This window comes from Streptomyces sp. ADI95-16 (genome assembly GCF_003721495.1).
Taxonomy (GTDB): Bacteria; Actinomycetota; Actinomycetes; order Streptomycetales; family Streptomycetaceae; genus Streptomyces; species Streptomyces goshikiensis.
Window position 1 is genome coordinate 4,417,158 of record NZ_CP033581.1, and the last position, 11,934, is coordinate 4,429,091.

12 protein-coding genes are annotated in these 11,934 nt (G+C 69.4%); 10 read left to right on the top strand and 2 right to left on the bottom strand.

Features of this window, described 5'->3' with window-relative positions; all coding sequences use genetic code 11:
• The 4 genes from dnaK to EES41_RS19570 are packed head-to-tail and all read left to right on the top strand — an operon-like array spanning position 1 to position 4,227.
• Positions 1-1,845, top strand: coding sequence for a molecular chaperone DnaK (gene dnaK, locus EES41_RS19555; RefSeq protein WP_008741414.1), 1,845 nt, complete (start codon positions 1-3; stop codon positions 1,843-1,845).
• Positions 1,845-2,531, top strand: coding sequence for a nucleotide exchange factor GrpE (gene grpE, locus EES41_RS19560; protein WP_008741413.1), 687 nt, complete (start codon positions 1,845-1,847; stop codon positions 2,529-2,531). The genes dnaK and grpE overlap by 1 nt, the downstream gene beginning before the upstream one ends.
• Positions 2,532-2,570: 39 nt before the next feature.
• Complete coding sequence (gene dnaJ, locus EES41_RS19565; protein WP_008741412.1) at positions 2,571-3,761, top strand: molecular chaperone DnaJ; 1,191 nt, start codon at positions 2,571-2,573, stop codon at positions 3,759-3,761.
• Between the two features lies 1 nt (position 3,762).
• Entirely contained in the window at positions 3,763-4,227 is a 465-nt protein-coding gene (locus EES41_RS19570) for a helix-turn-helix domain-containing protein (RefSeq protein ID WP_123079685.1), read from the top strand.
• A 90-nt stretch (positions 4,228-4,317) separates the two neighbouring features.
• On the opposite strand, the gene EES41_RS19575 is transcribed toward EES41_RS19570, so the two are convergent.
• Positions 4,318-5,346 carry a regulatory protein gene (locus tag EES41_RS19575; protein WP_008741410.1) on the bottom strand — a complete coding sequence of 343 codons (1,029 nt, stop codon included), beginning with the start codon at positions 5,344-5,346 and terminating at the stop codon, positions 4,318-4,320.
• Positions 5,347-5,448: 102 nt separating this feature from the next.
• Here EES41_RS19575 and EES41_RS19580 point away from each other — a divergent pair, with 102 nt between their 5' ends.
• Positions 5,449-5,703 carry a hypothetical protein gene (locus tag EES41_RS19580; RefSeq protein ID WP_164495643.1) on the top strand — a complete coding sequence of 85 codons (255 nt, stop codon included), beginning with the start codon at positions 5,449-5,451 and terminating at the stop codon, positions 5,701-5,703.
• Positions 5,703-6,017 carry a (2Fe-2S)-binding protein gene (locus EES41_RS19585; RefSeq protein WP_037793158.1) on the top strand — a complete coding sequence of 105 codons (315 nt, stop codon included), beginning with the start codon at positions 5,703-5,705 and terminating at the stop codon, positions 6,015-6,017. Before EES41_RS19580 ends, EES41_RS19585 begins: the two co-directional genes overlap by 1 nt.
• Before the next feature lie 161 nt (positions 6,018-6,178).
• Here EES41_RS19585 and EES41_RS19590 read toward each other — a convergent pair whose 3' ends face one another.
• Entirely contained in the window at positions 6,179-6,610 is a 432-nt protein-coding gene (locus EES41_RS19590) for a pyridoxamine 5'-phosphate oxidase family protein (protein ID WP_073774187.1), read from the bottom strand.
• A gap of 113 nt (positions 6,611-6,723) precedes the next feature.
• Here EES41_RS19590 and clpB point away from each other — a divergent pair, with 113 nt between their 5' ends.
• The 4 genes from clpB (at position 6,724) to EES41_RS19610 (ending at position 11,925) form a co-directional block, all read left to right on the top strand.
• Positions 6,724-9,309, top strand: coding sequence for an ATP-dependent chaperone ClpB (gene clpB, locus EES41_RS19595; protein WP_123079687.1), 2,586 nt, complete (start codon positions 6,724-6,726; stop codon positions 9,307-9,309).
• Between the two features lie 142 nt (positions 9,310-9,451).
• Positions 9,452-10,699, top strand: coding sequence for an ATP/GTP-binding protein (locus EES41_RS19600; protein ID WP_164495887.1), 1,248 nt, complete (start codon positions 9,452-9,454; stop codon positions 10,697-10,699).
• On the top strand, positions 10,674-11,273 hold the full coding sequence (locus tag EES41_RS19605) for an RloB family protein (RefSeq protein WP_123079689.1): 600 nt from the start codon (positions 10,674-10,676) through the stop codon (positions 11,271-11,273). The genes EES41_RS19600 and EES41_RS19605 overlap by 26 nt, the downstream gene beginning before the upstream one ends.
• Positions 11,274-11,373: 100 nt before the next feature.
• Complete coding sequence (locus EES41_RS19610) at positions 11,374-11,925, top strand: YbjN domain-containing protein (protein ID WP_073774189.1); 552 nt, start codon at positions 11,374-11,376, stop codon at positions 11,923-11,925.
• The last annotated feature ends 9 nt before the right edge of the window (positions 11,926-11,934 follow it).

Here is an 11,934-nt window from a genome sequence, read left to right on the forward strand (position 1 = left end):
ATGGCACGTGCGGTCGGCATCGACCTGGGCACCACGAACTCCGTCGTCAGCGTTCTCGAAGGCGGCGAGCCCACCGTCATCACCAACGCCGAGGGCGCCAGGACCACGCCGTCCGTCGTCGCCTTCGCCAAGAACGGTGAGGTCCTCGTCGGCGAGGTGGCCAAGCGCCAGGCGGTCACGAACGTGGACCGGACCATCCGCTCCGTCAAGCGCCACATGGGCACTGACTGGAAGATCAACCTGGATGGCAAGGACTTCAACCCGCAGCAGATGAGCGCCTTCATCCTGCAGAAGCTGAAGCGCGACGCCGAGGCGTACCTGGGCGAGAAGGTCACGGACGCGGTCATCACCGTCCCGGCCTACTTCAACGACTCCGAGCGTCAGGCGACGAAGGAGGCCGGCGAGATCGCGGGCCTGAACGTCCTGCGCATCGTCAACGAGCCGACGGCCGCCGCCCTGGCCTACGGCCTCGACAAGGACGACCAGACCATCCTGGTCTTCGACCTCGGTGGCGGCACCTTCGACGTGTCGCTCCTGGAGATCGGCGACGGCGTCGTCGAGGTCAAGGCGACCAACGGTGACAACCACCTCGGTGGTGACGACTGGGACCAGCGCGTCGTGGACTACCTGGTGAAGCAGTTCCTGGGCGGTCACGGCGTGGACCTCTCCAAGGACAAGATGGCGCTCCAGCGCCTGCGCGAGGCCGCCGAGAAGGCGAAGATCGAGCTGTCCTCCTCCACGGAGACCACGATCAACCTGCCCTACATCACGGCTTCCGCCGAGGGCCCGCTGCACCTGGACGAGAAGCTCACGCGCGCCCAGTTCCAGCAGCTGACGGCCGACCTCCTGGACCGTTGCAAGACCCCGTTCCACAACGTCATCAAGGACGCCGGCATCCAGCTGTCCGAGATCGACCACGTGGTCCTGGTCGGCGGCTCCACCCGCATGCCGGCCGTCGCCGAGCTCGTCAAGGAGCTCACCGGCGGTCAGGACGCCAACAAGGGCGTCAACCCGGACGAGGTCGTCGCCATCGGCGCCACCCTCCAGGCCGGTGTGCTCAAGGGTGAGGTCAAGGACGTCCTGCTCCTCGACGTGACCCCGCTGTCCCTCGGCATCGAGACCAAGGGCGGCATCATGACCAAGCTCATCGAGCGCAACACCACGATCCCGACCAAGCGGTCCGAGATCTTCACGACGGCCGAGGACAACCAGCCGTCCGTGCAGATCCAGGTCTACCAGGGCGAGCGCGAGATCGCGGCGTACAACAAGAAGCTCGGCATGTTCGAGCTGACCGGCCTGCCGCCGGCCCCGCGTGGCGTCCCGCAGATCGAGGTCTCCTTCGACATCGACGCGAACGGCATCATGCACGTCACGGCCAAGGACCTTGGCACGGGCAAGGAGCAGAAGATGACCGTCACCGGCGGCTCCTCGCTCGGCAAGGACGAGGTCGACCGCATGCGCCAGGAGGCGGAGCAGTACGCGGACGAGGACCTGCGCCGCAAGGAGGCCGCCGAGTCCCGCAACCAGGGCGAGCAGCTCGTCTACCAGACGGAGAAGTTCCTCGCGGAGAACGCGGAGAAGGTTCCGGCCGAGGTCAAGACCGAGGTCGAGACCGCGATCACCGAGCTGAAGGAAAAGCTCAAGGGTGACGACGCGGCCGAGATCCGCACCGCGACCGAGAAGCTCGGCGCCGTCAGCCAGAAGCTCGGCCAGGCCATCTACGCCGACGCCCAGGCCGCCCAGGCCGCCGGCGGCGCCGGTGAGGGCCAGCAGGCGAAGGCCGACGACGACGTGGTGGACGCCGAGATCGTCGACGACGAGAAGCCGAAGGGCGGCGCTGCCTGATGTCGGAGGAGACCCCGGGCTTCGAGGAGAAGCCCGAAGTCCCCGCCGGCGCCACGCCTGACGACGCCGCCGAGCCGAAGAAGGCCGCCGACTCCTCCGAGGAGGAGGCGGCGGCCCCGGCCGGGGACTCCGCAGCAGCACAGGACACCGGCCGCGAGGCCGCCCTTCTGGCGCAGCTCGACCAGGCCCGTACCGCGCTCGGCGAGCGCACCGCGGACCTCCAGCGGCTCCAGGCGGAGTACCAGAACTACCGCCGCCGTGTGGAGCGGGACCGCATCGCCGTCCAGGAGGTCGCTGTCGCGAAGCTCCTGACGGAGCTGCTCCCGACCCTGGACGACATCGGCCGCGCGCGGGATCATGGCGAGCTGGTCGGCGGCTTCAAGTCGGTGGCCGAATCGCTGGAGACGGCCGCGGCCAAGATGGGCCTCCAGCAGTTCGGCAAGGAGGGCGAGCCCTTCGACCCGACGATCCACGAGGCCCTGATGCACTCGTACGCGCCGGACGTCACCGAGGACACCTGCGTGGCGATCCTGCAGCCGGGGTACCGGATCGGCGAGCGTACGATCCGCCCCGCGCGGGTCGCGGTGGCCGAGCCCCAGCCGGGTGCGGCCCCGGCCGCCAAGTCCGAGTCCTCGGAGGGCGAAGCACCGTCCGACAAGGACACGGATGCCCCCGAAAAGGGCTGACGCGGTACACGTAGAGGAACGAGAGGAGGGCCACCGGGGATGAGCACGAAGGACTTCGTCGAGAAGGACTACTACAAGGTCCTCGGTGTCCCGAAGGACGCCACCGAGGCCGAGATCAAGAAGGCGTACCGGAAGCTCGCCCGCGAGTTCCACCCGGACGCCAACAAGGGCGACGCCTCGGCGGAAGAGCGCTTCAAGGAGATCTCCGAGGCGAACGACATCCTCGGCGACGCCAAGAAGCGCAAGGAGTACGACGAGGCGCGCGCCCTCTTCGGCAACGGTGGCTTCCGCCCCGGGCCGGGCGGGGGCGGCGGCTCGTTCAACTTCGACCTCGGCGACCTCTTCGGCGGTCAGCAGCCGGGCGGCGGCGGCGCGGGCGGCGGCTTCGGCGGCGGCCTGGGCGATGTGTTCGGCGGCCTGTTCAACCGCGGCGGCGCCGGCGCCGGCCCGGGAGCCCGTGTCCAGCCGCGCCGCGGCCAGGACATCGAGTCCGAGGTCACGCTGTCCTTCACGGAGGCGGTGGACGGGGCGACCGTCCCGCTCCGGATGTCCTCCCAGGCTCCCTGCAAGGCCTGTTCGGGCACCGGCGACAAGAACGGCACCCCCCGGGTGTGCCCGACCTGCGTCGGTACCGGCCAGGTCTCGCGCGGCAGCGGCGGCGGCTTCTCGCTGACCGACCCCTGCGCGGACTGCAAGGGCCGCGGTCTGATCGCGGAGAACCCCTGCGACGTCTGCAAGGGCAGCGGCCGCGCCCGCAGCTCCCGCACCATGCAGGTCCGGATCCCGGCGGGCGTCTCCGACGGCCAGCGGATCCGGCTGCGCGGCAAGGGCACTCCGGGCGAGCGCGGCGGACCCGCGGGTGACCTCTACGTGGTGGTCCACGTGGACACGCACCCCGTGTTCGGCCGCAAGGGCGACAACCTGACGGTGACGGTCCCGGTGGACTTCGCGGAGGCCGCCCTCGGCGCCGAGATCAGGGTCCCGACCCTGAACGGCCCGTCGGTGACGCTGAAGCTGCCGCCGGGCACGCCCAACGGCCGGACGATGCGGGCCCGCGGCAAGGGCGCGGTCCGCAAGGACGGCACCCGCGGCGACCTGCTGGTGACGGTCGAGGTGGCCGTGCCGGCGGAGCTGTCGGACAAGGCGCGCGAGGCGCTGGAGATGTACCGCGTCGCGACCGAGTCGGAAGACCCGCGCGCCGCGCTGTTCGAGTCCGCGAAGGGAGCATGAGATGGACGGCCGCCGCAGACAGCCCCGTTTCGGCAACGGGGCTTATGAACTCACCGACGAGACCCCGGTCTACGTGATCTCGGTGGCCGCCCAGCTCTCCGGCCTGCACCCGCAGACCCTCCGCCAGTACGACCGCCTCGGCCTGGTCTCCCCGGACCGGACGGCCGGCCGCGGCCGGCGCTACTCGGCCCGGGACATCGAGCTGCTCCGCACGGTGCAGGCGCTGTCCCAGGACGAGGGCATCAACCTGGCGGGCATCAAGCGCATCATCGAGCTGGAGAACCAGGTGGCCGCCCTCCAGCAGCGCGTGGCCGAACTGGCGGCCACCGTGGACGGCGCCGCCGCCACCCTGCGGGCCCGCGAGGCCCAGGTGCACGCCTCGTACCGCCGGGACCTGGTTCCGTACCAGCCGCCGGTGCCGGGCAACGCGCTGGTCGTCTGGCGCCCCAAGCGCCCGTCGGACTGACGGCGGGGCCCCCGCGGCCCTGTGCGTACCGAAGGCCCCGCCCGGAATCCCGGGCGGGGCCTTCGGCGCGTACGTACAGGGGACGCGCCGTCAGCACTTCGGCAGCTGTGACGGGTCCCCGTGCAGGATCCCCGACTGGGCGATGAGGTAGCCCAGCTGCGCCCGGCTGCCGCTCCCCAGCGCGGTGGCCAGCTTGGCGATGTGCGCCCGGCAGGTCCGTACGTTCATTCCCAGCCGGCGCGCGATGGCCTCGTCCACGTGCCCCTCGATGAGGAGCTGCGCGATGGACCGCTGCACGCCGGAGATGCCCTCGGGCATGTGCGTGTACGTCACCTCGTCGCGCAACGGCACCGCACGGCGCCAGAGTTGCTCGAAGACCTTGATGAGATACTGGACGAGCCCCGGATGGCGGAGTTCCAGTGCCACCCGCCGGTCTTCGCTGACGGGGATGAAGGCGACGGTCCGGTCGAAGATGATGAGGCGCTCGATCAGCTCCTCCAGCGTGCGGATCTCAACCTTCCCGGTGGAAATGCGGTCCACATAGGCGAGGGTGCCCTGGCTGTGGCGCGCGGTGTGCTGGTAGAGGGTCCGGATGCTCACGCCCCGGTCGATCAGCGGGGCGTCGCGCTCCAGGGCCTCACTGAGGACGAACGACGGCCGGGCGCCGCCCGGCTGGACGGTCAGCATCTCGGTGTGGCACTCGGCGGTGGCGAGGTCCAGGGCGGCGTTGATCTGGTCGAACCCCTCCAGCACGGTGATGGCGTGGGTGTTCGCCGGGCTCTGGGCACTGATGGCGAGGAAAGGCTCGAATGCATCGGTGAGGTCGATGGCGGTGCGTCTGCGGTCCTGGATCTCACGTTCGAGTGGATGGAGACGTTGGGCCAGAGCGACGGACGGGGGAACCGCGCGGAGCTGGTTCGCGTCATCCGGGTCGGGCCGCAGCAGACCGAATTCGAGCAGGCAGGGAGCGTTTGCCACTTCGCCCCTGGGTACCCGGCCGGTGCTCAGCGCCGCCGCGTACAGGCGTGCCCCCTCGTCGCACATGGCCGTGACGGGGTGGGGATGTGTCGGGTTTGTGTAGTTTATGGGCAAATCTCCACCCCCCAGGGTCCTGAACATGCAAGAACATGATGCATCGTCCCTGTGGCCGTAACGTGCCTGAATGAGCCATGGTCTGACGTGCGGGGGAGAGGATTCCATCAAGTGAGGACGAAGCCGACCATGTACAAGAGAATGCTTCGCTCGGCGCTTGCCGTTGTTTTCTCCGCTGTCGCGGTCTTTGGGGCAGTCAGCGTCGTCAATGGTGATGCGGGGAGCGCTCTGGCCAGTGACAGCGGTTGGAACACCACGCCGGCAGGGGAGTCGGACAGCGGTTGGAACATCGTGCCGACACTGAAGTCGGACAGCGGCTGGAACGCCAAGCCGGCGGCCGAGCCGGACAGTGGTTGGAACGCCGCGCCCGTGAAGGCCGTCTGATGACCCCCGACGACCGTGACTTCCGGCGCGAAATGGCCTCGGCGTACCGGTCCGGATGGCAGTTCATAGACCTGGCCACGGCGATCCCCCACGCCGGAGATTCGCTGATGGTCACCCTGTTCGGCCAGCCGATCGTCGTCGTGCGCGAGGAAGACGAAGACGTCCGCGCCTACCGCTGTCTGCGCCGCCCCCGCGGCGCGCCGCAGCCCGTCCGCTGCGAGGTCCGGTACGGCATGGTCTTCGTCAATCTCGATCAGCGCGACCACCAGCTTTTCGAACCGGACATCACCACCGCCACCCCCCGCAGTGCCTGACGCGATTCCCCCGTCGTTGCAGATCGCTCAGGCGCTACCCCCACACAGCGGCGCCATCGTGGACCTGACCACGATGGCGCCGCTGTGATGTCCGCGTCCAGTGGTTGAACCGGACAATTAATCGTGATCCTTTTCCGCCCGTCGTGCCCGGTCGCGCCCGGTCAGGCCCGTCCCATGGCCCGGTCCAGGGTGATCTCCACGACCACCCGGTCCGGGTTCGGCGACGGCACCCGCCCGTACCGCTCGGCGTAGCGCGCCACCGCCTCGGCGACCGAGGCCTCGTCCGTACGGACCACCGCGCGCCCCTCCAGCGTCGCCCAGCGGCGCCCCTCCATCTGGCAGACCGCGACCCGCGCCGAGCCGCCCGGGGCGCTCTCCATCGCCGCCAGGACGTTGCGGACCTTCTTGCTGTGCTTGTTGCTGATCACCCGCGCGAGCCCGGCCCCGGGGTCGTACGTCACGCCGACCGGCACCACGTGCGGGCTCCCGTCGGGCCGCGGGGTGGTCAGCGTGCAGACGTGCCGCTCCTGCCAGAAGGCGAGGTACTCGGGCGTCGGGTTGAGTACGTCATGACCTGGGTTCGAAACACGCATGCGCCGAAGCGTACGTCCGACAGCCTTGAGTGGAATAGACTCAACTTTATACAGGTTGCTGATAGCAGAGTGTGTGCAGGACGCACGAACCGTACGGAGAGGAGACGTCGCAGGTGGATGCCGAGCTGACCAACAAGAGCCGGGACGCGCTCAACGCGGCCACCAGCAGGGCCGTCAAGGACGGGAACGCGGACCTGACCCCCGCACACCTGCTCCTGGCCCTGCTCGCCGGCCAGGACAACGAGAACATCACCGATCTGCTCGCCGCCACCGAGGCCGACCAGGCCGCCGTGCGCGACGGCGCGGAGCGGCTCGTCGCCGCCCTGCCCAGCGTCACCGGCTCCACCGTCGCGCCCCCGCAGGCCACCCGCGACCTCCTCGCCGTACTCGCCGAGGCCGACGCGCAGGCCGGGAAGCTCGGCGACGAGTACCTGTCCACCGAACACCTCCTCATCGCCCTCGCCGCCAAGGGCGCGGCGGCCGGTGAGGTCCTTTCCGCCGAGGGCGCGACCGCCGCGAAGCTGCTGGCCGCCTTCCAGAACGCACGAGGAGGACGGCGGGTGACCAGCCCCGACCCCGAGGGCCAGTACAAGGCCCTGGAGAAGTTCGGCACGGACTTCACGGCCGCCGCCCGCGAGGGCAAGCTCGACCCGGTCATCGGCCGCGACCAGGAGATCCGGCGCGTCGTCCAGGTCCTCTCCCGCCGTACGAAGAACAACCCGGTGCTCATCGGCGAGCCCGGCGTCGGCAAGACGGCCGTCGTCGAGGGGCTGGCCCAGCGCATCGTCAAGGGCGACGTCCCCGAGTCCCTGAAGAACAAGCGGCTGGTCTCCCTCGACCTCGGCGCGATGGTCGCGGGCGCCAAGTACCGCGGCGAGTTCGAGGAGCGCCTGAAGACCGTCCTCGCCGAGATCAAGTCGAGCGACGGCCAGATCATCACCTTCATCGACGAGCTCCACACCGTCGTCGGCGCGGGCGCCGGCGGGGACTCGGCCATGGACGCGGGCAACATGCTCAAGCCCATGCTGGCCCGCGGCGAGCTGCGGATGGTCGGCGCGACCACCCTCGACGAGTACCGCGAGCGCATCGAGAAGGACCCGGCGCTGGAGCGCCGCTTCCAGCAGGTGCTGGTGTCGGAGCCGAGCGTCGAGGACACCATCGCGATCCTGCGCGGCCTCAAGGGCCGGTACGAGGCGCACCACAAGGTCGTCATCAACGACAGCGCGCTCGTCGCCGCGGCCACCCTCTCCGACCGGTACATCACCTCCCGGTTCCTCCCCGACAAGGCCATCGACCTCGTCGACGAGGCCGCGTCCCGGCTGCGCATGGAGATCGACTCCTCCCCGCTGGAGATCGACGAGCTCCAGCGCGCCGTGGACCGCCTGCGCATGGAGGAGCTGGCGCTGAAGAACGAGTCCGACCCGGCCTCGCTGGAGCGCCTCGACAAGCTGCGCAAGGACCTCGCGGACAAGGAGGAGGACCTGCGCGGCCTCACCGCCCGCTGGGAGAAGGAGAAGCAGTCCCTCAACCGGGTCGGCGAGCTCAAGGAGCGCCTCGACGACCTGCGCGGGCAGGCCGAGCGCGCCCAGCGCGACGGCGACTTCGACGCCGCCTCCAAGCTGCTCTACGGGGAGATCCCCGAGCTGGAGCGCGAGCTGGAGGAGGCCACCGAGGCCGAGGCCGAGGCGTCCAAGGGGACGATGGTCAAGGACGAGGTCGGCCCCGACGACATCGCGGACGTGGTGGGCGCCTGGACGGGCATCCCGGCGGGCCGCCTGCTGGAGGGCGAGACGCAGAAGCTGCTGCGCATGGAGGACGAGCTGGGCCGCCGCCTGATCGGCCAGCAAGAGGCCGTACGGGCCGTCTCGGACGCCGTGCGCCGCACCCGGGCCGGCATCGCCGACCCGGACCGCCCGACGGGCTCCTTCCTCTTCCTGGGGCCCACGGGCGTCGGCAAGACGGAGCTGGCGAAGGCCCTCGCGGACTTCCTCTTCGACGACGAGCGGGCCATGGTCCGCATCGACATGTCGGAGTACTCCGAGAAGCACAGCGTGGCCCGGCTGGTCGGCGCCCCGCCCGGGTACGTGGGGTACGAGGAGGGCGGCCAGCTCACCGAGGCCGTCCGGCGCCGCCCGTACAGCGTGGTGCTGCTGGACGAGGTGGAGAAGGCCCACCCCGAGGTCTTCGACATCCTGCTCCAGGTCCTCGACGACGGCCGCCTCACGGACGGCCAGGGCCGCACCGTGGACTTCCGCAACACCATCCTGATCCTGACCTCCAACCTGGGCAGCCAGTTCTTGACGGACCCGGCGACCTCGGCGGAGGACAAGAAGGCCAGGGTCCTGGAAGTGGTGCGGGGATCCTTCAAGCCCGAGTTCCTCAACCGCCTCGACGACCTGGTGGTCTTCTCCGCCCTGACCCGGGACGAGCTGGCGCACATCGCCGAGCTCCAGATCGGCTCCCTCGCCAGGCGGCTGGCCGCCCGCCGCCTGACCCTGGACGTCACCCCCGAGGCCCTGGCCTGGCTCGCGGACAAGGGCAACGACCCCGCCTACGGCGCCCGCCCGCTGCGCCGCCTGATCCAGACGGCGATCGGCGACCGCCTGGCCAAGGAGATCCTCTCCGGCGAGGTCAAGGACGGCGACACCGTCCGCGTCGCCGTGGCGGGCGAGGACCTCCTGGTCGGCAAGGCCCTCTGAGCATTCGGGCGTGATCCGTTTCACGCGTGAGACAACGTGGCTATGGTTGTCTCACGCGTGAAATGGGAATTCACATGCTCACAAGGCTCTGGGAGGTGCGTTACGGATGCTGTTGAGCTTCCGCGTGGCGAACCACGGTTCCTTGCGTGAACCCCAGGAACTCAATTTCGTCCCGTCGTACGCGGACGACCGGCCGGCGGTTCCGGTGGTGGCCGTCTACGGGGCGAACGCGTCGGGGAAATCGACTCTCATCGACGCGTACGCCTTCTTCCAGAAGGCGATCGAGCAGTCGCAGGCCCGGTGGCTGCCCGGCGCCCCGGTGCCCAGGCGCCCCTTCCTGCTCGACCACACCAGCCGCGACGAGGTCTCCACCTACGCCGTCGACGTCCTGCTGGACGGTGTCCGCTACGCCTACGGCTTCAGCGTGACCGACCACGAGATCGTCGAGGAATGGCTGTACAGCTATCCCAAGGCCCGAAGGCGCGTTCTCTTCGAGCGTTCCGCGATGGCCATGACGTACGGGGCGACGCTGGGCGGCGGCAAGGTCGCAGCGGAGCGCATCCTGCGGCCGAACAGCCTCTACCTCTCGGCCGCGGCCCAGTCCTCGCACACCGAGCTGGGCAGGCTGTGGACCTGGCTCACCCGCGCCTTCGTCGTCAACGACTCGACCCGGCAGGTGCTGGTCCACTCGGCAGCCGGCGCGATGGCCGCCTCCTTCTATCAGTCCTTTGCCGACGCGGGCCTTCCCATCGGCTCGGAGGTCCTGGCGGCAGCGGACCTCGGGGTCCATGAGATCCGGGAGGGCCAGGAGCGACCCGGGGCCACGTTCCCCGAGGACGAACTCCGCCCACGGCTGTCGGCGCACCTGCGATCGGCGGCATCACGGTCGCTGGAGTTCGTCCATGTGGTGGACGGCGAGGAATTCATCCTCCCCGTGGAAGCGGAATCGGCGGGCACCAAAACCTGGCTCAACCTGGTGAGCACCGGGCTCACGGCGGTGTTGGGAGGGGAAGCGATGTGGGTGGACGAGATCGACATCAGCCTGCACCCCATGCTGACCGCCAAACTCATCTCGCTCTTCCAGGACCCCGAGCTGAACCCGCGCGGAGCCCAGCTGATCTTCACCACTCACGACGCGTCGCTCCTCGGAACGATGCTGGGGGAGCAGGTGCTGTCGCGCGACCAGGTGTGGTTCGTCGAAAAGGCCCCCGCCACGGGGGCGGCCGAGCTGTACCCGCTCAGCGATTTCAAGCCGAGGAAGGGCGAGAACTTCGAACGCCGCTACCTGGCTGGAAGCTATGGCGCGGTACCGCTCCTCCCGGAGACGGCGTTCGAAGACATGCTCAGGAAGTACTGGGGGGCACATGGCGGCGAGGCGGTTTCCGCGTGAGGGATCGGGGCGCCGGCGGGGTCCGGTCCGGCGGTCGGCGCGCACGCTGCTGATCGTCTGTGGCAGCAAGGAGACGGAACGCCAGTACCTGCAAGGGCTGCGGGATCATCTGCGGAACCCGGCAGTGGCGGTAAAGGTTCTGGGCAAGGCGTGCTCGCCCGCCCAGCTCGTCGCCTACACGATCGGTCAGCGAGACCTTGCGGACGGCTACGACGAGGTCTGGTGTGTCTTCGACGTGGACCAGTTCCATGACGTCGACGAAGCCGTCATCCAGGCCCGGCGCGCCGGAATCAAGGTCGCCGTGTCGAACCCGTGCTTCGAGGTGTGGCTGCTCCTGCACTTCGCGGATCACCGGGTGCACGTCGAGACGTACAAGAAGCTGTTGCCGCTCCTGCGGAAGCACGTCCCCGCGTACGACAAGACCCGGGTCGACTTCGCCGCGTACCGGCAGGGCCTGAAGGCGGCCGCGGAACGGGCCGAGAGTCTCGACCCGACGGGGGACCACCACGCGCGAAACCCGTCGTCAGGCGTCTGGCAGCTGACGAACCGCATGACCGATCCCGACGCGCCCTGACCTGATCCTGTCCGCCCGGAGCGGATCGGCGGTGCGGGGGTGGACACGGGGTAGGAGCGATGGGGGAGGATGACGTCATCCGCACGAAGGGAAGTACACGGTGAGCATCGACCCGGCCTCGATTCCGAACTTCGGAGGGCAGCAGCCCGATCCGCAGGCCACAGGACCGGCGGGCCCCGTCGTCCCCGACCAGGACCTGGTGAAGCAGCTCCTGGACCAGATGGAGCTCAAGTACGTCGTCGACGACGAGGGCGACCTCGCGGCGCCGTGGGAGGATTTCCGCACGTACTTCATGTTCCGCGGCGAAGACGAGCAGCAGGTCTTCTCCGTGCGGACCTTCTACGACCGCCCGCACAAGATCGACGAGAAGCCGCAGCTCCTTGAGTCGATCGACGACTGGAACCGCCGCACCCTGTGGCCGAAGGTCTACAGCCACACGCACGACGACGGTTCCGTCCGTCTGATCGGCGAGGCGCAGATGCTGATCGGCACCGGCGTCAACCTGGAGCACTTCGTCTCCTCCACGGTCAGCTGGGTCCGCGCGTCCATCGAGTTCGACAAGTGGCTCGTGGAGCAGCTCGGCCTGGAGCAGGACGTCGACTCCGCCGACGGCGACGACAAGGGTGACGACGACGGCGAAGCCACCAACTAGCCGTCACCC